Annotated in this window: 21 protein-coding genes and 1 tRNA gene; 10 read left to right on the forward strand and 12 right to left on the reverse strand. The window is 72.3% G+C overall.

Annotation, left to right across the window (positions count from 1 at the left end; all coding sequences use genetic code 11):
* The first annotated feature begins 1 nt into the window (after position 1).
* Together NCI01_RS21205 and NCI01_RS21210 are read left to right on the forward strand one after the other, a co-directional pair.
* On the forward strand, positions 2 to 1,294 hold the full coding sequence (locus NCI01_RS21205) for a DUF1501 domain-containing protein (protein WP_254183482.1): 1,293 nt from the start codon (positions 2 to 4) through the stop codon (positions 1,292 to 1,294).
* A gap of 52 nt (positions 1,295 to 1,346) precedes the next feature.
* Positions 1,347 to 2,099 carry a PIG-L deacetylase family protein gene (locus tag NCI01_RS21210; protein ID WP_254183483.1) on the forward strand — a complete coding sequence of 251 codons (753 nt, stop codon included), beginning with the start codon at positions 1,347 to 1,349 and terminating at the stop codon, positions 2,097 to 2,099.
* Between the two features lies 1 nt (position 2,100).
* Here the strand turns inward: NCI01_RS21210 and NCI01_RS21215 are convergent, their stop codons facing one another.
* Positions 2,101 to 2,913 (reverse strand): hypothetical protein, encoded by an 813-nt coding sequence (locus NCI01_RS21215; RefSeq protein WP_254183484.1) that lies wholly within the window; start codon positions 2,911 to 2,913, stop codon positions 2,101 to 2,103.
* A 101-nt stretch (positions 2,914 to 3,014) separates the two neighbouring features.
* Complete coding sequence (locus NCI01_RS21220; protein ID WP_254183485.1) at positions 3,015 to 3,719, reverse strand: GAF and ANTAR domain-containing protein; 705 nt, start codon at positions 3,717 to 3,719, stop codon at positions 3,015 to 3,017.
* 576 nt (positions 3,720 to 4,295) lie between these two features.
* Here NCI01_RS21220 and NCI01_RS21225 point away from each other — a divergent pair.
* On the forward strand, positions 4,296 to 6,050 hold the full coding sequence (locus NCI01_RS21225) for a GAF domain-containing SpoIIE family protein phosphatase (RefSeq protein WP_254183486.1): 1,755 nt from the start codon (positions 4,296 to 4,298) through the stop codon (positions 6,048 to 6,050).
* Between the two features lie 104 nt (positions 6,051 to 6,154).
* Here NCI01_RS21225 and NCI01_RS21230 read toward each other — a convergent pair.
* The 3 genes from NCI01_RS21230 to dnaG all read right to left on the reverse strand — a co-directional run bounded on the left by NCI01_RS21230 (position 6,155) and on the right by dnaG (position 8,702).
* Positions 6,155 to 6,227 (reverse strand) — tRNA-Asn (locus NCI01_RS21230).
* Positions 6,228 to 6,279: 52 nt separating this feature from the next.
* Complete coding sequence (locus tag NCI01_RS21235; protein WP_254183487.1) at positions 6,280 to 6,798, reverse strand: hypothetical protein; 519 nt, start codon at positions 6,796 to 6,798, stop codon at positions 6,280 to 6,282.
* A complete protein-coding gene (gene dnaG, locus NCI01_RS21240; RefSeq protein WP_254183488.1) occupies positions 6,795 to 8,702 on the reverse strand; it encodes a DNA primase in 1,908 nt (635 codons plus the stop codon). The genes NCI01_RS21235 and dnaG overlap by 4 nt, the downstream gene beginning before the upstream one ends.
* A gap of 140 nt (positions 8,703 to 8,842) precedes the next feature.
* Between dnaG and NCI01_RS21245 the strand changes: the two genes are divergently transcribed.
* From NCI01_RS21245 to NCI01_RS21255, 3 genes are read left to right on the forward strand one after another with little or no spacing between them, the layout of a single operon-like run.
* Positions 8,843 to 9,262, forward strand: a complete 420-nt coding sequence (locus NCI01_RS21245) for a phage holin family protein (RefSeq protein ID WP_254183489.1) — start codon at positions 8,843 to 8,845, stop codon at positions 9,260 to 9,262.
* Positions 9,255 to 9,515: a DUF3618 domain-containing protein gene (locus NCI01_RS21250; protein ID WP_254183490.1), complete on the forward strand. Its 261-nt coding sequence runs from the start codon at positions 9,255 to 9,257 to the stop codon at positions 9,513 to 9,515. Before NCI01_RS21245 ends, NCI01_RS21250 begins: the two co-directional genes overlap by 8 nt.
* A gap of 30 nt (positions 9,516 to 9,545) precedes the next feature.
* Positions 9,546 to 9,884, forward strand: a complete 339-nt coding sequence (locus tag NCI01_RS21255; protein WP_254183491.1) for a YtxH domain-containing protein — start codon at positions 9,546 to 9,548, stop codon at positions 9,882 to 9,884.
* On the opposite strand, the gene NCI01_RS21260 is transcribed toward NCI01_RS21255, so the two are convergent.
* The 6 genes from NCI01_RS21260 to NCI01_RS21285 form a co-directional block, all read right to left on the reverse strand.
* Positions 9,860 to 11,149, reverse strand: coding sequence for a deoxyguanosinetriphosphate triphosphohydrolase (locus NCI01_RS21260; RefSeq protein WP_254183492.1), 1,290 nt, complete (start codon positions 11,147 to 11,149; stop codon positions 9,860 to 9,862). The genes NCI01_RS21255 and NCI01_RS21260 overlap by 25 nt on opposite strands.
* A gap of 72 nt (positions 11,150 to 11,221) precedes the next feature.
* Entirely contained in the window at positions 11,222 to 12,082 is an 861-nt protein-coding gene (locus tag NCI01_RS21265; protein WP_254183493.1) for a VldE C-terminal domain-containing protein, read from the reverse strand.
* A gap of 298 nt (positions 12,083 to 12,380) precedes the next feature.
* The gene (gene dusB / locus NCI01_RS21270) at positions 12,381 to 13,520 is read right to left on the reverse strand and encodes a tRNA dihydrouridine synthase DusB (protein WP_254183494.1); all 1,140 of its coding nucleotides are present in this window, start codon (positions 13,518 to 13,520) and stop codon (positions 12,381 to 12,383) included.
* Between the two features lie 37 nt (positions 13,521 to 13,557).
* Entirely contained in the window at positions 13,558 to 14,199 is a 642-nt protein-coding gene (locus NCI01_RS21275) for a hypothetical protein (RefSeq protein WP_254183495.1), read from the reverse strand.
* A 56-nt stretch (positions 14,200 to 14,255) separates the two neighbouring features.
* Positions 14,256 to 15,656, reverse strand: coding sequence for a glycine--tRNA ligase (locus tag NCI01_RS21280; protein WP_254183496.1), 1,401 nt, complete (start codon positions 15,654 to 15,656; stop codon positions 14,256 to 14,258).
* A gap of 64 nt (positions 15,657 to 15,720) precedes the next feature.
* Entirely contained in the window at positions 15,721 to 16,050 is a 330-nt protein-coding gene (locus NCI01_RS21285; protein ID WP_254183497.1) for an antibiotic biosynthesis monooxygenase family protein, read from the reverse strand.
* Between the two features lie 127 nt (positions 16,051 to 16,177).
* Between NCI01_RS21285 and NCI01_RS21290 the strand changes: the two genes are divergently transcribed.
* From NCI01_RS21290 to NCI01_RS21305, 4 genes are read left to right on the forward strand one after another with little or no spacing between them, the layout of a single operon-like run.
* Complete coding sequence (locus NCI01_RS21290) at positions 16,178 to 17,134, forward strand: metal ABC transporter substrate-binding protein (RefSeq protein ID WP_254183498.1); 957 nt, start codon at positions 16,178 to 16,180, stop codon at positions 17,132 to 17,134.
* Complete coding sequence (locus NCI01_RS21295; RefSeq protein WP_254183499.1) at positions 17,128 to 17,931, forward strand: metal ABC transporter ATP-binding protein; 804 nt, start codon at positions 17,128 to 17,130, stop codon at positions 17,929 to 17,931. The genes NCI01_RS21290 and NCI01_RS21295 overlap by 7 nt, the downstream gene beginning before the upstream one ends.
* The gene (locus tag NCI01_RS21300) at positions 17,928 to 18,947 is read left to right on the forward strand and encodes a metal ABC transporter permease (RefSeq protein ID WP_254183500.1); all 1,020 of its coding nucleotides are present in this window, start codon (positions 17,928 to 17,930) and stop codon (positions 18,945 to 18,947) included. The genes NCI01_RS21295 and NCI01_RS21300 overlap by 4 nt, the downstream gene beginning before the upstream one ends.
* Positions 18,934 to 19,341: a Fur family transcriptional regulator gene (locus tag NCI01_RS21305; protein ID WP_254183501.1), complete on the forward strand. Its 408-nt coding sequence runs from the start codon at positions 18,934 to 18,936 to the stop codon at positions 19,339 to 19,341. The genes NCI01_RS21300 and NCI01_RS21305 overlap by 14 nt, the downstream gene beginning before the upstream one ends.
* Here the strand turns inward: NCI01_RS21305 and NCI01_RS21310 are convergent.
* Positions 19,338 to 20,129, reverse strand: coding sequence for an isoprenyl transferase (locus NCI01_RS21310; RefSeq protein ID WP_254183502.1), 792 nt, complete (start codon positions 20,127 to 20,129; stop codon positions 19,338 to 19,340). The genes NCI01_RS21305 and NCI01_RS21310 overlap by 4 nt on opposite strands.
* Positions 20,130 to 20,198 lie beyond the last annotated feature (69 nt).

Genomic DNA, 20,198 nt, shown 5'->3' on the forward strand with positions numbered 1-20,198 from the left:
CATGACCGATCCCCACCCGACCTCCCCCGCCGCCCGTCCCTGCGGCTGCCCCGGCTACGACGAGGCCCGGCTGGCCCTCAGCCGGCGCGCGCTCCTCGGCACCGCCCTGGCCGGGGGCGCCGTCGCGCTCGGGCCGTCGCTCACCGGCACCGGCCCGTCGGCGTACGCCGTCACCGGCCGCAGCGCCGCCGGGCTGAGCGTGCCGGGCGGCCCGGTGCTCGTCCTGCTCTCCCTGCGAGGCGCCGCCGACGGGCTGTCGCTGGTCGTCCCGCACGGCGACCCGGTCTACTACGCCGCGCGGCCTCGCCTGGCGATCCCGCACACCGCCCTGCTGGCACCGGACGCGATGTTCGGCCTGCACCCCGCGCTCGCACCGCTGCTGCCGATGTGGGACGCCGGCACGCTGGCAGCCGTCCACGCCACCGGCATGGCGACGCCCAACCGGTCGCACTTCGCCGCGATGGAGGCCATCGAGGACGCCGCCCCAGGCTCGAGAGAGCGCACCGGATGGCTCAACCGACTGCTGGGCGAGCTGCCCGGGACCTCCCCGCTGCAGGGCACGGCCATGGGCAACCAGGCCCCGACGTCGCTCTTCGGCGCGCAGCCGGCCTTCGTCGTCGGCCGCGTCGACCAGGCCAAGGTCGCGGGCGCCGACGAGGACGGTCGTCGGCTGGCGTCCCTCGCGCACGCCTGGCGGGGCAGCGACCCGATGAGCCGCGCGGTGCGCGACGCGATCACGGGCGCGCAGACCTTCGGCGCCGCCCGGGACACGCCGGCCGGCACGCCCGCGACGGCCTTCCCCGACAGCGGGCTGGGCCGGGCGCTGTCCGACGTCTCGCGCATCGTGCGCTCGGGCGTCGGCACCGAGGTCGTCACCGTCGACCAGGGCGACTGGGACATGCACACCGACGCCGGCACCCTGGAGTGGGGCGACATGAGGCGCAACGCGGGCGACCTCGCGAGCTCGATCGCAGCGTTCTTCGCCGACCTCGGCCCGGCCGCCGACCGGGTCACCCTCGTGACCCTCAGCGAGTTCGGCCGGAGGGTGCGGGAGAACGACGACTACGGCACCGACCACGGCTTCGGCAACGTCATGCTCGTCGCCGGCGCCGGGGTGCGGGGCGGCCGCTACCTCGGCTCGTGGCCGGGCCTGTCCGACACCCCCGACGCCGACCTGCTCGTCACCACCGACTACCGCAGCGTCCTCGCGGAGGTCGTCACCCGCCGGTTCGGCGTCTCCGTCGCGCAGGTCTTCCCGGGCTTCGCGCCGCAGGCCGTCGGCGTGATGGCCTGATCGACCTGCGTCCCTCGAGACACACGAGCCCGGTCGGTGCCATGCTCGGGACATGAGTGACGAGCGCCCCACGCCTCCCTCCTTCGACCTCCTGCCCGAGGACTGGCAGACCGCGCTGTTCGTCGTGGCGCACCCCGACGACATCGAGTACGGCTCGGCCGCTGCGGTCGCCCGGTGGACCGGTCAGGGGAAGAAGGTCGTCTACTGCATGGTGACCAGCGGCGAGGCCGGCATCGACGGGCTCCATCCCGACGAGTGCAGGTCGCTGCGCGAGGCGGAGGAGATCGCGTCCGCGGCCACCGTCGGCGTCGACGAGGTGCTGTTCCTGCGCCTGCCCGACGGGATCCTGGAGTACGGCGTCGAGCTGCGGCGCGTGCTCGCGAAGGTCGTGCGCGAGCAGAAGCCCGACATCGCCCTGACCATCAACTTCCGCGAGACGTTCGGCGGCACCAGCCTCAACCAGGCCGACCACATCGCGGTGGGCAAGGCACTCCTCGACGCGGTCCGCGACGCGGGCAACCGCTGGGTGTTCTCCGAGCAGCTCACCGACGGCCTCGAGCCCTGGGGCGGCGTGCAAGCGGTGTGGGCGGGCGGGTCACCGCAGGCGACGCACGCCGTCGACGTCACCGACACCTTCGCCGCCGGCGTCGCGTCGCTGAAGGAGCACCGGGCCTACATCGAGGGCCTCGGCTGGGAGGGCTGGGACCCCGAGGAGTTCCTCGACGGCATCCTCCGCGGTGGCGGTCAGGGCCTCGGCGTCACCCACGCGGCCACCTTCGAGGTGTTCCCCCTCGGCTGGGGCTGAGTCACCGCGCGAAGCGGCGGCGTCGAGCACGGCGCGGCTCACGAGCACCCGCGCCGGCGAACCGGGCACCGACCAGCGGGGGCGGAACCGGCGGGGCGGCCTCCGGCACGGGCTCGGGGGCCGGGCGGGTGGCGGCGACCGGGCCGTCCTGCGTCGGCACCTGCGACAGGTCCCGGTCGGCGAGGATCGCGCGCACCTCGTCGACGGTCGCGAGCAGCGCCTCGTCGTCCGTCGTGTCCGTGCGGGCGAGGAGGGCGTGGCGGCCGAGCGACGCGCCGACGAGGGAGCCGTCCTCGAAGCGCAACCGGACGAAGCCGGCGACCTGCTGGTCCTCCAGCGAGCGCAGGATCGCCAGCATGCGGGTGCCCACCTCGGCCAGGTGGGCCGTCCCGGTCGTCTCCCCCGCCGCCGCCACCACGCGCGAGCCTGCTGTGACGACCGAGCCCCAGCGCACCCCCGCGACCGCGACGAGCCGGTCGACGCAGTGGACGACCGCGGCGGTGGCGTCCGCCCCACCGACGACCATGAAGGTCGGCACCGTGCGGGGCTCGGCCTGCGCCAGCACCGCCCGGTAGGTGCCCTCGCCGGCCGGGGTCCAGGTCACCCCGACCGTGAGCCGGCGCGAGCCCAGCGCCTCCACGGCTCGCAGGTCGCCGACACCGACGAGCTCGCCCGCGCGCCGCGCCAACCGGCCCGTGTAGGGCAACGCCGCGGCGAGCGCACCCGCGGCCCCGTCGTCACCGACCACGGTCCCGTCCGGGCGTACGACGAACCCCCCACGCTCGTCGTCAACCTCGCTCGCGTCTGTGCTCATGCGGCCACCCTGACCCAGCCCCACGGGTTCCGGCAGGCACGTAACGCACAGTTCACACGGGCCCTCGGAAGCGTTACGTCACCGCAACCGAGGCGACCGGGCTAGGGCGACGAGGGGGCGGGGCTCGGGAGGGTGCCCGTCTCGACCACGTGCTGGGCGACGGCGAAGAGCTTGATGTTCTGCTGCGACGAGAGCCGCTTGAGCACGGCGAAGGCCTGGTCGGACGTCAGCGAGAACCGCTCGCGGAGGATCCCCGTCGCCTCGCCGATCAGCTGACGGCTGGTCAGCGCCGTGTGCAGCTGGTCGTGACGCACGGTGGTGCTCAGGGCGACCGAGGCGTGCGCGGCTGCGACGAGACCGTCGAGCCGGTCCTCGTGGTCGAAGGCGTTGGGCTCGTAGGCGTAGAGGTTGAGCATCCCGATGCTGTCGTCGTCCTCGACGAACAGGCGGAAGCCCAGGTAGGACCGCACGCCGGTCCGCGCGACCGCCTCCTCGGCCCACCGTGGCCAGGGGGCGTCCTTGGTGAGGTCACCGATCGAGACCACGTCGGCGGTCGACGGGCCGTCCATGGCCGGACCCTCGGCCAGGTCGTGCTGCAGGTCGTCCATCACCTGCACGGACGCGTGGGAGTGGGCGCACGTGTCGTTGCGCCCCGGCCGCAGCACGCACACACCGGCGACGGCACACGGGCCGATCAGGTCGACGGCCATCGCCGCGATGTGCTCGAGGGTGTCGGCCGGGTGCCGGGTGCCCGACATCGCGCGTGCGGCCTCGGCCAGCCGTCGGCCGAACTCGTGTCGGTCCATGCTCAAGACTTCCCTCCCATGGGGTCACCCCGACCGCATCGTATAGACGAGGCCTGACACGGCGGACGGGACGCCCCCTGCCGGTCTCGCCCGATCCGTCGTCACGTGACCATGGAGGCGGCCCGGGTGGCCGCTTCTTGACCACCCGGGCCTGGGTCCGTGCGGAGTCGCGACGCCGCAAGGACCTGACCCGCAGTACCCGGATGTCGTGACCCGATCCGCCCGCCGGGGGTCGGATGTGGAAGTCCGGGCGGTGATCCGCCCCACCCCGGCTGGCCGGCGCCTGCTGCCGATCGCACGCTTGGCCGGCCCGTAACGCAGCTCATGCTGCCGCGTTGATCTGGCAACCGACCGCCGCAACGGCACACGCTGACGTGCGAGAGGGACGGCCACGTCTGCAGACCGTGCCCGTGGTCGTCGAGCGCGGGCAGCAGGTCAGCGTCGACCTCGAGGAGTGCACACCGCCGATGGAACCACTGATCACCGTCGTCGAAAGGTCACGACAGGGCCGACCGAAGGATGGAGCTCGCGCCGATAGCTGCTCGCACCGGGTCCCTTCATTGCGATGATGATCCCGTGCCCGGTCCCGTGACCCTGTCCGACCGGCTCACCCGTCTCGCACGCGTGACGGGTGAGCTGGCGGACCTGCACACCGTCCAGGCGGTCGGCGACGCCGTCGTCACCCACGGGGCGGAAGCCGTCGGGGCAGCTGTCGCGTCCATGACGCTCCTGAACGAGGACCAGCGGACGGTCCAGCTCATGGCGCTGACCGGTGGTCTCGCCGAGGCGGAGGAGCAGTGGAGCACCTTTCCCCTCACCGTGCAGACGCCGTCGGCGGAGGCCATCCGCGCCGGCAGCCGGATGGTCGTCAACGGACCGGACAGCATCGAGCGTCGATTCAGTGACATGCCGAGGAACGGTGCCCAGACCGTCGTCGCCCTGCCCCTGGTCACAGCGGGAGCCGTGATCGGAGCCATCAGCCTGATCTTCACCGAGGCCCGGCACCTCGATGACACCGAGATCGAGTTCCTCGACATCCTGGCCGGTGCGTGCGCGCAGAGCGTCGCCCGCATCTCGGCCAGGGACGAGGCAGCGCGTCAGCGGGCCAAGCTGGAGTTCCTGGCCGAGGCGGCCGCCGAGCTGGCCAGCAGCCTGGACTACCAGGTGACACTGGCCAACGTCGCCCGCCTCGCCGTGCCGGACTTCGCCGACTGGTGCGCGATCGACGTGGTCGACGATGGCCGGCTGCACCGGCTCGCGGTGGCCCGCGTCGACCCGGACAAGGTACGGCTCGCCCATCAGCTGGCCGAGCGTTACCCCGCCGACCCCGAGGCCGCGCATGGCGCGTGGCACGTCATGCGCACCGGTCGCAGCGAGCTCATCACCGAGATCACGGACGAGATGTTGACGGCCAGTGCCGTGGACGACGAGCACGCCGCGATCGCGCGTGCCCTCCACCTCCGCAGCGCCGTCACCGTGCCACTCGTCGCGCGCAATCGCGTCCTGGGAGTGATCACGTGGGTCACGGCGGAGTCCGAACGCCACTTCACCCCTGACGACCTCGCCCTGGCCGAGGAGCTCGCGCAGCGCGCAGCCGTGTCGCTCGACAACTCCGAGCTCCACAGCCAGACCCTGGCCGCCGCGGTCCAGCTGCAGCGCGCCGTGCTGCCGGACGCGCTGGTCGCGTCCTCGCGATGGGAGCTCGAGCACTCCTACAGTCCAGCGGGCCGCACGGAGGTCGGCGGCGACTTCTACGACGTGGTGGAGCTCGCTGACGGCCGCCTGCTGATGTTCATCGGTGACGTGATGGGACGAGGCGTCGGAGCTGCTGCGGCGATGGCCCAGGTCCGTGCAGCGGTACGAGCCTACGCAGCACTCGACCCTGAGCCGGTGGTCGTCCTCGCCCGGCTGGACCGGATGTTCGAGCACTACGGGTCGGAGCAGCTCGTCACGCTCCTGTACATGCTGGCCGACCCCGACCGAGACACCCTCAGCCTGGCGAACGCAGGCCACCCCGCACCTCTCCTGGTGAGCTGCGGGAGCTCCGTACGGCTCCCCTCAGCCGACGGTCCGCCGCTGGGCGTCGGCACCCCGACCCGCACCGCGATCGAGATCCCCTTCAAAGTCGGCGACCTCGTCGTCGCCTTCACCGACGGGCTCATCGAACGACGTGGTGAGGACATCACCGACGGACAGGACCGCGCAGCTGCGGCAGCTCAGGCGCTGGCTGGTCGACCCCTCAGTCACCTCGTTCCGTCGCTGGTCGACGAGGTCGGTGACCCACGACGCGACGACGACGTCGCCGTGCTCGCCGCGCGCCGCCTGGGCTGAGCCGCCGGTCCCAGATCACCCTGCGCGCGACGCATGGCCGCTTGCACGGCGCAGCAGAACAGCCCGCGACCTGCGTCTCCGCAGGTCACGGGCTGTTTCTCTTGCTCCCCCGGTTGGACTCGAACCAACAACCCTCCGGTTAACAGCCGAATGCTCTGCCAGTTGAGCTACAGGGGATCGCTTGTGCAGCGAGGCGAAACCTTAGCAAGCCTCCGCGCCGCGGGTGAAATCAGGGCAGCCCGACATCGCGCTGCGCCAGCTCGAGGGCCTCGCGGGCCGCGGCGCGGACCTCCGGGTCGTCGGGATCGACCCCCTCGTCGTACTCGTAGACCCACTGGACGCCCCCGGCGCCGGAGGGAGCGCGGCGCGCGATCACCCGCAGGCCGAGGCGCCGCCCCAGCCGCACGTGGCGCTGCAGGACGACGCTCGCGGTGACCCGCTCGTGCACGAGCTCGAGCAGTCGCCCCGGCTCGTCGAGCGTCGCGGTGTGGACGGGGCGCTGCTCACCCCACGCGCCCACCTCCGAGAGCCGGAAGGTGTCGGTGTCGCGGTCCCAGCCGGCGGCCTCCACCTGCTCCCACGGGACGCGCCGGGTGTCACCGTCGCGGACGACGTAGAAGGCGTCGCGGGTGCCGGCCAGCACGACGCCGTCGCCCGTGGTCGCCGCCGCGAGCACCCGCTCGCCCGGACCGACCGCGACGGACGGGCCGGGCCGACGGCCCCACCGCTTCCTGGCGGGCGTGCTCATGCCTGTCCTCCCGGCTGCCCGACGGCGCCCTCGCGCAGCTTGCGGCGGTGCTGCTCGAGCACCACCAGCTCGCCGAACATCCGGTTGTAGTCGAGCGCCTGCTCGACCGGGTTGGTGCGCTGGAGGCGGGCCTTGACGTCGGCGATGCGGCGGGACGTGGTGAGCTCCTGGAGTCGGTAGACGTAGGCCACGGCGAACGTCGGGTTGGGGTCGGTCGTGCCGCGGACCGGCTCGACGGCCAGCTCGGTGATCGCTGCGGCGACCGCGGGGTCGGTGGCCGAGCCACGCACCTTCGCGGCCCAGCCCTGGTCGTCGACGCCGGCGACCGGACCACCCGCCTCTGTCACCGCCGCCCAGACCCCCTGGAAGGTCGGGTGGGTGAAGTCGCCGGTCGTCACGTGGGTGGTGGTGCGGCCCACGCCGCCCGGGTGCTGGATGACCAGCTTGAGCAGCTCGCGCTCGATGAGGAAGCGCGGGTCGGACAGGCTCGGCAGGGCCGGACGGGCCGGCTCCGGGGCGTGGGCGGCCTCGGCTCCCCGTGCGGGTCGGCGCTCGTCCTTGGGGCCGGGGGCCGGACGGTCGGCGGCCCGGCGCACCTCGGCGCGCACCTGGTCGAGGTCGACCCCCACCATGTGGGCGAGCTCGCGGGAGAACGTCTCGACCTTCGTCCGGTCGCGGATGCTCGCCACCAGGCCGGCGGCGTCGCGCAGGGCGTCGACACGGCCGTCGGCCCGGTCGAGGTCGTAGCGGTTGAGCACGTTGTCGAGCGCGAAGCGGTAGAGCGGCTGGCGGCTCGCGACCAGCTCCCGCACGGCCTCGTCGCCCTCCTTGAGCCGCAGGTCGCACGGGTCCATCCCCTCGGGGGCGACGGCGACGTAGGTCTGCGAGGCGAACACCTGGTCGCTGTCGAGCACCTTCATGGCGGCCTTCTGCCCGGCCGAGTCGCCGTCGAAGGTGAAGATGACCTCGCCGCTGGTCGTGTCGTGGTCGCCGAGGAAACGACGCAGCACGCGGGCGTGGTCGGTGCCGAAGGCGGTGCCGCAGGAGGCCACGGCCGTCTTGACGCCGGCGAGGTGGCAGGCCATCACGTCGGTGTAGCCCTCGACCACGACGGCCTGCTGGCTCTCCTTCATCGCGGTGCGGGCCAGGTCGATGCCGTAGAGCACCTGGCTCTTCTTGTAGATCGCCGTCTCAGAGGTGTTGAGGTACTTCGCCTCGATGCGGTCGTCGTCGAAGATCCGGCGGGCGCCGAAGCCGATCGTGTCGCCGTTGGCCTCGCGGATGGGCCACACGAGCCGACCCCGGAAGCGGTCGTAGTGGGAGCGACCGAGGGCGACGAGACCGGCGGCGACCGACTCCTCGTCGCTGATCCGCCGACCGCGCAGGTGACGGAGCAGCGCCTCGCCGTCGCGGGGGGCGAAGCCGACCCCGAAGGTCGCCGCCGCGGCCTGGTCGAAGCCGCGCTCGTGGAGGAACTGCCGCGCGACGACCGCATCGCGGCCGGCGAGCTGCTCGGCGTAGAACTCCTGGGCGACCTTGTGGGCCTCGATCAGCCGGCCACGAGCCGGCCCACGCGGCCGGACGGGCTCGTCGTCGCCGTCCTCACGCCGCAGCTGCACGCCGAACTTCTCCGCGAGCCGCTCGACGGCCTCGGTGAAGGTGAGCCCGTCGACCTTCATGAGGAAGGAGAGGACGTCGCCGCCCTCGCCGCAGCCGAAGCAGTGGAAGAACTGGCGCGCGGGGTTGACGTTGAACGACGGGGTCTTCTCGTCGTGGAACGGGCAGAGCCCCTTCAGCGACCCGCCGCCCGCGCGCTTGAGCGTGACGTAGCCGGAGACCACGTCGTCGATCCGCGCTTTCTCGCGCACCTCGGCGATGTCGTCGTCGCGAATCCGGCCTGCCACGCCGGGGAGTCTACGGGCGGCCTCCCACGAGCGCCGCGGCGTCTCCACAACGGCCGCGGCCACCCCCTTCACGGGGGTCACGCCACCCCTTGGGGCGTACGTCGCTGGTGCCCCGCCCGCGGGTCTGGGAAGGTCGAAACATGACTGCTCAGCACGGAGCGCCAGAGAGTCAGACCCAGAGTCAGACCCTCGGCGCACTGGTCCACCAGCTCACCCAGCAGGTCCCCGAGCTCATCCGCTCGGAGATCCGCCTCGCGCAGGCGGAGGTCGCCCAGAAGGGCAAGCGCGCCGGCGTCGGGATCGGCATGTTCAGCGTCGCCGGGCTCCTCGCCTTCTTCGCCCTCGCCTGCCTGGTGACGACCGCCATCCTCGCCCTCGCGCTCGTCGTCGACGCGTGGCTGGCCGCGCTCGTCGTGGCGCTCGCCCTCGTCGCCGCCGCTGCGGTGGCGGGCGTGGTCGGCAGGAGCAAGGTGGCCGAGGCCGCTCCTCCGGCGCCCGAGCGGGCGATCGAGGGCATCAAGGAGGACATCGCGACGGTGAAGGGAGGCCACCATGGGTGACCAGACGCCCGAGAAGACGCCCGAGCAGCTCGAGGCCGAGATCGCGCAGCAGCGTGAGCAGCTGGCCGGCACGGTCGACCAGCTCGCCGCCAAGCTCGACGTGAAGTCGCAGGCCCAGCACAAGGTGGCCTCGCTCAAGGACTCCGTCACGGACGACACCGGCAAGCCGCGCACCGAGGTGCTCGCCGCTGCCGGATCGCTCGTGGCGATGGCCGTGGTGCTGCTGCTGTGGCGGCGCCGCGGTGCCCACTGAACAACCATTGACCCAGGGAAGGGAGACCCCATGAAGAAGCTCATGCTGCTCGTCGCCGGAGGTGTCGGCTACGTGCTCGGCGCCCGTGCCGGACGGGAGCGCTACGACCAGATCAAGAAGGCGGCCACCCGCGTGAAGGAGGATCCGCGGGTCCAGGAGAAGGCGCACCAGGCCGCCGACCTCGCCAAGGACAAGGCCCCGGTGGTGAAGGACAAGGTGACCTCCGCCGCCAGCACGGCCGCCAGCACGGCCGCCGACAAGGTGACCCCGTCGGGCAGCGGCGAGCACCGCTCCGACCTCGAGGAACAGCTGCACCCCGACAGCACGGCACGGCAGGACGACCCCTACCCCCAGGGCAACCTGCCCTGACCGAGCGCTTCGTGGCGCGCGACGGCGCTGGCGTCGGTCAGTGACGCGACCTGGTCGATGACCACGCGTCGCCGACCGGCGTCGTCGCCCGCCCGCTCCCAGTCCTCGACGAAGACCGGGTCGAGCGCGTCGACACCGCGCGCCCACAACCGCTCGACGAGCTCGGCCACGAGCTGTCGCTGCCGCTCCATCAGCGCGACCCGGTCGTCGGCCTGCATGACGTAGTGGGCGGCGATCCCCTTGAGCACCCCGATCTCCACCTCGGTGGCCTCCGGGACGACCAGGTCGGCCCGGTGCCGCACCGGGGGCTCTCCTCCCGTGGCGGCGAGGGTGGCCTGCTGCACGCTGCCGCAGAAGCGGCCGACGAGGTCGCTGGTGAGGTTCTTGATCGCCGCGAGGCTGCGCCGGCTGCCGTCGTAGGACGTGCGGGGCCAGCTGCCCATCGCCCGAAGGTCGGCCAGCGCGGAGTCGAGGGCGTCGTCGTCGAGGCCGGGCAGGTACCAGGAGCGCACGGTCTCCCACAGCGCGTCCCGGTCGAGCCGGGTCAGGTCGAGGCGACCGGCGACGATGCCGTCCTCGACGTCGTGCACCGAGTAGGCGACGTCGTCGGCGAGGTCCATCACCTGCGCCTCGAGGCAGCGTCGGCGGCCCTCGATCCCTGACCGCACCCAGTCGAAGACGGGCCGGTCGTCGTCGTAGACGCCGAACTTCACGACGACCCGCGGGGTGCCGTCTGCGTGCACGCCGTGCGGCCCGGTGGCCTCCGAGCGCGCCCAGGGGTACTTCGTGCAGGCGTCGAGGGTCGCCCTGGTGAGGTTGAGGCCGACGGAGTGGCCGTCGGCGTCGAAGGTCTTGGACTCCAGCCGCGTGAGCAGGCGCAGGGTCTGCGCGTTGCCCTCGAACCCGCCGCAGTCGGTGCTGAGGCCGGCGAGCGCCCGCTCGCCGTTGTGGCCGAAGGGCGGGTGCCCGAGGTCGTGCGCGAGCGCCGCCGTCTCGGCGATGTCGGGGTGGGTGCCGATGGCGCGGGCCAGGTCGCGGGCGACCTGGGCCACCTCGAGGCTGTGCGTGAGCCGGTTGCGGACGAAGTCGTCGGTCTGCGGACCCACGACCTGCGTCTTGGCCGCGAGCCGGCGCGACGCCGCCGCGTGGACGACGCGCGCCCGGTCGCGCTCGAACGCCAGGCGCACCGGCGCCTCCACCCGCTTGGGTGGCTCGGCGACGATGCGCTCGCGCGCCGAGTCGTCGTACGGGTCCTCGATGCTCATCGGCCGGTCAGCCTAGCGAGCGCCACGGACTCCGCCGACGCCCCGGTCGGCGACATGCTCGGCGGTGTGGTGTCAGTAGACCGTCACGTGGACGTGGTCGTAGTGGTTGGCGGTGACCGACCCACGGTCGGACATGCCGCGCCAGCCCTCGCCGGAGCGCTCCACGGACCAGATGTTCTGCGCGTAGATGATGTACTCGATGCCGAGGGCGGCGTAGTTGGCGCGCAGGAAGTCGGCGACGGCCCAGCCGGTGTCGCCGCTGACCATGATGTCGATGGCGCGGCCCTGGCCGTGCTCACCGTCACCGCGCCACGTGCCGTAGCTCGTGATCGAGGGCCAGTTGGCGCACACCACGTCGTGGATCTCGTACAGCGAGGCGCGACCGGCGTCGATGGAGGACCCGTTGGCGCAGCTGCCGCCCAGGCTCGGACCGGCGGGCTTGGCCTGGACCTCGGGCTTCGGCTCGGGCTCGGGCTTCGGCTTCGTCGCGCTGAGGTAGTCGGAGGTCACCCAGCGGGACTGGCCGTCGATGACGACCTGGGTGCGGCCGAGCTGCTCGCGACCGGTGACCGGCACCTTCTTGAGGGCGTCGATGACGCCGAGCTTGTCGGCCTTCTCCGACGGGCCGTCCCAGAGGTTGAGGACGTCGGTGGTCCACACGGTGTCGTCGAGCTTCTTGGCGAGCTGGCGCGCCTTCTTGTCCACGCTGATGTCCTTGCGCGCGGCGGCCTCGGCCCTGGCGGCGCCGCGGATCTGCGAGCGGGACACGGTGGTGGTCACGGCGCGCCGGCGGAGCGAGGAGTCCTCGACGGTGCTGTCGGCGGACGTGCCCGCGGCGACCGGCTCGGAGGTGCCGGAGGAGGCCAGGAGGTTCACGTCGGTCGCCGGCTCTGCGGCGAGCACGCCCATGGTCACCGCGGAGAGCGTCGCCACGACGGCGAGCGGTGCGGAGACGAGGACGGAGCGGGGGACTCGGGAGGGACGGGGGGTGGTGGTAGCAGGGGCTTCCCGCTTGTGGCGATGCTGAGCCACAGCGCTGATCCTTTGCGGTTGCTGTCGGGGGGACGTTGCGCCGATCCACGAGCCCGGAAACGGGGGAAGAACTCATGCCCACGTCGACGCGATCCACGAGTGAAGCACAGGAAACTCGGCCTGTCCCAATCTTCCCCGGTAAATTTCCGCGTGTTCCGGCTCACCCGTCGACGGATCCGTGCGCGACGAAGCCCCGGGCTCAGCCGCCCGTGGTCTCGTCGACGTCCTCGCGCAGGTGGGCGCCGCGGCCGTCGGTGTCGTCGAGCCAGCCGTCCGGGAGCACGACGCGCTTGCGGGGGGAACCCTGTCGCCCACGTGGCGTGCCGAGCTCGTGCTCGGGGAACGGCGCGGTGTCGTCGAGCCCGGCGAGGAGCTCGTCCAGGGAGGCGAGGGAGTCGACCAGGGCCAGCCGGTGGCGCAGCTCGCCGCCGGCCGGGAAGCCCTTGAGGTACCAGGTGATGTGCTTGCGGAACTCCTTGCAGCCCCGCTCCTCCCCCATGTGCTCGGAGAGCAGCTCGGCGTGACGACGCATCATCGCCTTGACCTCCCCGAGCGTCGGGAGGGTGGCGACGTCCTCGCCGTGGAAGGCCGCGGCCAGGTCGCGGAAGAGCCAGGGGCGCCCGAGGCAGCCGCGGCCCACGACGACGCCCGCAGCGCCGGTCTGCTCGACCATCCGCAGCGCGTCGGCGGCCTCCCAGATGTCGCCGTTGCCGAGGACGGGGATGTCCACGTGGTCGACGAGGGCGGCGATGGCGTCCCAGTCGGCCTCGCCGGAGTAGGCCTGCTGGACGGTGCGTCCGTGCAGGGCGATCGCCGCGACCCCGCTCTCCTGGGCGATGCGGCCGGCGTCGAGGTAGGTCAGGTGGTCGTCGTCGAGGCCCTTGCGGGTCTTCATCGTCACCGGGACGTCGTACGGCGCCGCGGCGGCGACCGCGTGCTCGAGGACCTCGCCGAGCAGGCCCCGCTTCCACGGCAGCGCGCCCCCGCCACCCTTGCGCGTGACCTTGGGCACCGGGCACCCGAAGTTGAGGTCGACGTGGGCCACGCCGTGGTCGGCGCAGAGGATCTCCACCGCCTTGCCGATGTAAACCGGGTCGGTGCCGTAGAGCTGGACCGAGCGCACCGACTCGAGCTCGTCGAAGACCAGCATCTTCTTCGTGGTCTCGTCCCCCTCGACGAGGCCGCGGCTGGTGATCATCTCGCAGACGTAGAGGCCAGCGCCCTGCTCGGCGCACAGGCGGCGGTAGGCGGCGTTGGTGATGCCGGCCATCGGCGCGAGGACGACCGGGGTGTCGACGCGCAGCGGGCCCAGGGTCAGGGAGTCGGGCACGACGGTCATGGCCCCATTGTCCGAGCCCGCCGGCGATGCGCCCAAATCAGCCCCTGTCGTCGCGCCGGTCGTCCCGCCGCTCGTCCCGCGTGCGGGGCTCCCGAACCTCGCCGGTCCAGGTGATCGGGTCGTAGCCCTCGGTGGGCTCGAAGACGAGGTCCCGGACGCGACCGCCGTCGGGGACGAGGTAGACCAGGCACATCTCGGTCTCGTCGCCCGGCTCGAAGGGCTCCGGCAGCGGCCCGCTCTGGCACGGCGTGAAGTCGCCACCGAGGGTCCACGGCGCCCCGAGCGTGCCCCGGGTGTCGCGCAGGTAGAGCGGGACGTCCTGCCCGCCGAGGCCGGACTCCCCCACGTTGGCCACGGTCACCGTCACGAAGTAGGGCCGCGCGTCACCAGCCGCCTCGCCGCCGACCCAGCCGTCGAAGACGCCCGGCCACTTCCCGACGACGGCGTCGACGCTCAGCTCCAGCTCGCCGGTCACGTCGCGGGCCGGCTGCCAGACCAGCGTCGCGGCGTCACCGTGCTCGAGCCGGGTGCCGGGCTCGGTGCCCGACGCCGTGGCGGCCGCCGCGGGGACGCGGGACGACTCCGGCTGCTCGTCCGCCGGCGTCGAGGTCGAGCATGCCGCGAGCGACAGCGAGACGGCGGCCGTCAGGACCGTCGTCAGGAGCAGGGTGGACCGCACCGCGCCATCATCCACGCCCGGGGCCGGTGACGGCCACGGACGCGCGTGGTACCGCGTCAGCAGCCGAGGAGCTTCTCGGCGAAGTAGGCGCTGATGCCGCCCAGGCCGACCCGCTCCTGGCTCATCGAGTCGCGCTCGCGCACCGTCACGGCGTCGTCCTCGAGGGTCTCGAAGTCGACGGTCACGCAGTACGGCGTACCGATCTCGTCCTGGCGCCGGTAGCGGCGGCCGATGGCGCCGGAGTCGTCGAAGTCGACGTTCCAGTTGTCGCGCAGCTCGGCGGCGAGGGCCTTGGCCTTGGGCGAGAGGTCGGCGTTGCGGCTCAGCGGCAGCACCGCGACCTTCACCGGGGCGAGGCGCGGGTCGAGCTTCAGCACGACCCGCTTGTCGACGCCGCCCTTGGTGTTGGGGGCCTCGTCCTCGGTGTAGGCGTCGATGAGGAAGGCCATCAGCGACCGGGTGAGGCCGGCCGCGGGCTCGATGACGTAGGGCAGGTAGCGCTCGTCGGCGGCCTGGTCGTAGTAGGACAGGTCCTTGCCGGAGAACTCGCTGTGCTGCTTGAGGTCGAAGTCGGTGCGGTTGGCGATGCCCTCGAGCTCCTCGAAGTCACGGCCGGAGAACCCGAAGCGGTACTCGATGTCGGTCGTGCCCTTGGAGTAGTGGGAGAGCTTCTCCTGCGGGTGCTCGTAGTGGCGCAGGTTGTCGGGGTTGATGCCGAGGTCGACGTACCAGCGGGTGCGCTCGGCGATCCAGTAGCGGAACCACTCGTCGTCCTCGCCCGGCTTGACGAAGAACTCCATCTCCATCTGCTCGAACTCGCGGGTGCGGAAGATGAAGTTGCCGGGGGTGATCTCGTTGCGGAAGCTCTTGCCCATCTGGGCGATGCCGAAGGGCGGCTTCTGGCGGCTGGAGGTCACCACGTTGGCGAAGTTGAGGAAGATGCCCTGCGCGGTCTCGGGCCGCAGGTAGTGCAGGCCGGACTCGTCCTCGATCACGCCGAGGTAGGTCTTGAGCATCATGTTGAAGTTGCGCGGCTCGGTCCAGGCGTTGCGGGTGCCGCAGTTGGGGCAGGCGACCGACTCGTTGATGTCGACCGTGTCGGGGTCGTCGATGCCCTTCTTGGCGGCGTGGTCCTCCTGGAGGTGGTCCTCGCGGAAGCGCTTGTGGCAGGACTGGCACTCGACGAGCGGGTCGCTGAACGTGCTCAGGTGACCGCTGGCGTCCCACGTGCGCGTGGGCAGGATGATGCTCGAGTCGAGCCCGACCACGTCGTCGCGGCGGGTGACCATGAACTTCCACCACTGGCGCTTGATGTTCTCCTTGAGCTCCACGCCGAGCGGGCCGTAGTCCCAGGCCGAGCGGGTGCCGCCGTAGATGTCACCGCTGGGGTAGACGAAACCTCGGCGCTTGGCGAGCGAGACGACGTTGTCCAGGGCGGTCGGGGCGGGCTTGGCCACGGTGCAGGTCCTTCAGGTGTGGGCAGGTCGGGTCGGCTGGCTGCCGGCTCGCACGAACGAGCGGTCAGCCTATCGACCGGGGCTGGGCCTCGTTGAGGTCGGTCCCCTCCTCGACCACCTCGTAGGCACTGGGCTCGTCGAGCGCGTGGACCATCAGCGGCTGGATGTGCATCTTCCCCTCGTACGACCCGAGCGCGCGCCGGTAGGAGCCGACGTTCTGCCAGCGGGTGGTCAGCACCCACAGCGTGGGGTCGTCGACGTTGCGACCGACCTCGCCGCCGACGTAGCCGGGCTTGGCGGCGAGGATGCCGAGCGCGTGCAGCAGGCCGCGCCGCAGCTCCTCCCCCGCGGCGTCGTCGGGGGCGGGGGCGCGGAGACGGGTGACGACCAGCACGGCGCCCACCCTAGTGGCGGGTAGTCCACCGGGATCCGGTCGTCCGGACACCACTCCCACGACCGTTTCCCGGTGGACTACCCCCTTGGTTTGACAACGGTTCTCAAACATCGTGAGAATCGTTCTCATGTCGTCCGCTACTCGATCGATCGCCCTCGCCACCGCCCTCGCCTCGACCGCCCTCCTTGCCGGTTGTGGCGGGTCCGACGCTGCCGCCGGGAATGGTCGCTCGGCCATCGCTGCGTTCTACCCGCTGGCCTGGGTGACCGATCGGGTGGCGGGCGACGCGTGGGAGGTCACCAACCTCACCCAGCCCGGCGGCGAGCCCCACGACCTCGAGCTCGGGATCGCCCAGACCGCGGACCTCGACGAGGCCGACGTGGTGGTCTTCCAGCACGAGTTCCAGCCTGCTGTCGACGAGGCGATCGACAACGTCTCGGACGCCGTCGTCGTGGACGCCGCCGAGTCGATCGAGCTCCGCTCGATCGAGGAGCAGCACGCGGGCCACGACGACGAGCACACCGACGAGCACTCCGACGAGCACTCCGACGACGAGCACTCGCACGGCGACACCGACCCGCACTTCTGGCAGGACCCCCTCCTGATGGCCGACCTGGCCGACGCCGTCGCCGACGGCCTCGCCGAGGTCGACGCCGACGGCGCGGCGACCTACCGCGCCAACGCTGACGAGCTGCGAGCCGAGCTCGAGGATCTGGACGCCGAGTTCACCGAGGGGCTCGCGCGCTGCGAGCGTGACACGGTCGTCGTGAGCCACGAGGCGTTCGGCTACCTCGAGCGCTACGGCCTCCACTTCGAAGGGATCGCCGGCCTGTCCCCCGATGCGGAGCCGACCCCGGCCGGGCTCGCCGAGCTGGAGGAGCTGATCGCCTCCGAGGGCATCACCACCGTCTTCTCAGAACGGCTCGCCTCGCCCGCCATGGCCGAGAGCCTGGCCTCTGACACCGGAGTGGAGACCGCCGTCCTCGACCCGATCGAGGGACCGGGCGACGGAGAGGAGGCCAGCGACTACGTTGCTCTCATGCAGGCGAACCTGGCGGCCCTCCGTCAAGCCAACGGATGCTGAACCCCGCCGGCACTCCGGTCGTCGAGGCCCGTGACGTCACGGTCGCCCTCGGCGGCCGTCCGGTGCTGCGCGGCAACGACCTCGTGGTCCGGCAGGGCGAGTTCGTGGCGCTGATGGGCGCCAACGGGTCGGGCAAGAGCACGCTCGTGCGCGCACTCACCGGCCTGCGTCCACTCACCCAGGGCTCGGTCCTCCTCTTCGGCACGCCCTTGCACGACTTCAAGGAGCGTCGTCGTCTCGGCTTCGTCCCCCAGCGCGGCACCGCGGCGGGCGGCGTCCCGGCCAGCGTGCGCGAGGTGGTGGCCTCCGGCCGGCTCACCCGGCGTCCCCTGCTCCGACCGGCCGGGAAGGCCGACCGGGCAGCCGTCGACGACGCCCTCGAGGTCGTGGGCCTCACCGAGATGGCAGGCGACGGGGTCTCGACCCTCTCCGGCGGCCAGCAGCAACGGGTGCTCATCGCTCGGGCGCTCGCGGGCGAGCCCGAGCTGTTCTTCCTCGACGAGCCGACCGCCGGCGTCGACCTGCCCAACCAGCGCGCGCTCGCCGAGGCCCTGCGGACCCTGTCGGACCGAGGGGCCACGGTCGTCCTCGTCGCGCACGAGCTCGGACCGCTGGAGCCGCTCGTGGACCGGGCCGTGGTGATGCGCGACGGCCGGATCGCCTACGACGGGCCACCGCTGGCCCACGAGGACGTCCACGGCCACCACCACCCGTTCGCCGGTCCGCACGACCACGCGCCGCACGTCGGCTCACCGTTCGACACCATGTCGCTCGACCCGAGGGAGGACCTCCGATGAGCCTCGCCGAGCTCGCGGACCTCCTGGGGCGCGACTTCATGCAACGAGCGCTCCTCGCCGCCCTGCTCACCGGGCTGGCCGCACCCGCGATCGGCACCTTCATCGTGCAGCGCCGCCTTGCCCTCCTGGGCGACGGCATCGGGCACGTCGCCGTCACCGGCGTCGCGCTCGGGCTGCTCACCGGCGCCTCCCCCACGTGGACGGCGGTCGTCGTCGCCATCCTCGGTGCCGTGCTCATCGAGGTCATCAGGGAGCAGGGACACACCAACGGCGACGTCGCCCTGGCGCTGTTGTTCTACGGCGGGCTGGCGGGCGGAGTCCTCATCACGGGGCTCGCCGGGGACGGGGCCGCCGCTCTGCAGGTCTACCTCTTCGGGTCCGTGACGAGCATCAGTCCCACCGAGGTCTGGTACACCGCCGGGCTCGCGCTGGTGGTGCTGACCCTCACGCTCGGTCTCCTCCCCCAGCTCTTCGCGGTGGCCTCCGACCCGGAGTTCGCGCGGGTCGCCGGTCTCCGCGTCCGCGCCTACAACCTCCTCGTCGCCGTCCTGGCCGCCGTGAGCGTCACCGTCGCCATGCGCACGGTGGGGCTGCTGCTCGTCTCGGCGCTGATGGTCGTGCCGGTCGCGACCTCCCAGCAGCTCGCGCGATCCTTCCGGTCGACGCTGCTGGGGGCAATGGTCGTCGGGGGCGTCGCCGCGGTCGGGGGGCTGGTCGTCGCAGCCTGGCTGTCGGCGCGTGCGACCGTGGCCCCCGGCCCCTCCATCGTGATCCTCGCGTTGGTCATGTTCGCCGCCACCTGGCCGGTCGGGGTGTGGATCCGACGACGCCGCCGTCTCACCGAGCCGTTCCCCGCCCTGGGGACCGAGACGCCCGGCCCGCACGAGGTGGACGAGCACCCCCACGAGCACGGCGAGGCCTGCGGTCACCCGGCAGTCCCCCACGGCGACCACGTCGACTACGTCCACGACGGCCACCGGCACGCCGTACACGGAGAGCACTATGACGAGCACTGACCCGACCCCGCGTCCCGCGGTCCGCCCCACCCGCCAGCGCCGGGCGGTCGCCGCGGCCCTGGCCGGCTTCGACGACTTCCGCAGCGCGCAGGAGATCCACGACCTCATCTCGCGGCAGGGCGAGTCGGTCGGGCTCGCGACGGTCTACCGCACGCTGGCGACGCTCGCCGACGCCGGCGAGGTCGACATGCTGCGCAACGAGGACGGCGAGGCCATCTGGCGCAGCTGCTCCGACACGCACCACCACCACCTCGTGTGCCGCACGTGCGGGGCGACCGTGGAGGTCGAGGGCCCGGCCGTCGAGCGGTGGACCAGCGCGATCGCGACCGAGCACGGCTACGGCGACATCAGCCACACGCTCGAGATCTTCGGGACCTGCCCGGCCTGCCGCTAGGTCTGCTGGGGGGTCTGGTTGGGGACGGCGCCGCCATAGCGCCGGTCGCGGCTGGCGTAGGTCTCGATCGCCGACCACAGGTGTCGCCGGTCGACGTCGGGCCACAGCACGTCGGTGAAGACCATCTCGCTGTACGCCGCCTGCCACAGCATGTAGTTGGACAGCCGCTGCTCGCCCGACGTGCGCCAGACGAGGTCGGCGTCGGGCAGCTCGGGCACGTAGAGGTGGCGGGCGAAGACCTTCTCGTCGATCTTGTCCGGGTTGAGGCGACCGGCCGCCACCTCGCGACCGATCGCCCGGGCGGCGTCGGCGAGCTCCGCACGGCCGCCGTAGTTGACGCACATCGTGAGGGTGAGGACGTCGTTGTCCCTGGTCAGCTCCTCCGCGACCTGCAGCTCCTTGATGACCGACTTCCACAGGCGCGGAGTGCGACCGGCCCAGCGCACGCGTACGCCGAGCTCGTGCATCTCGTCGCGCCGCCGACGGATCACGTCGCGGTTGAAGCCCATCAGGAAGCGCACCTCGTCGGGCGAGCGCGACCAGTTCTCCGTCGAGAAGGCGTAGGCCGAGACCGCCTTCACGCCGATCTCGATCGCGCCCTCGACGACGTCGAAGAGGGTGTGCTCGCCCTGCTCGTGGCCCTTGGTACGCGGCAGCCCGCGCTCCTTCGCCCACCGACCGTTGCCGTCCATGATGATCGCGACGTGCTCGGGCACGAGGTCGCGCGGGACCGGCGGCGGCACGGCGCCGCTCGGGTGCGGGGTCGGCGGCCTCACCTGTCGCTTCACGGTGCCCAGCGTAGGCCGGGCGGGCGGCGTCGCGGCCAGTGCGCCTCGACTCCCAGGCGGGTGTGTCGC

Source organism: Nocardioides pinisoli (assembly GCF_024199985.1).
GTDB classification, from domain to species: Bacteria; Actinomycetota; Actinomycetes; order Propionibacteriales; family Nocardioidaceae; genus Nocardioides; species Nocardioides pinisoli.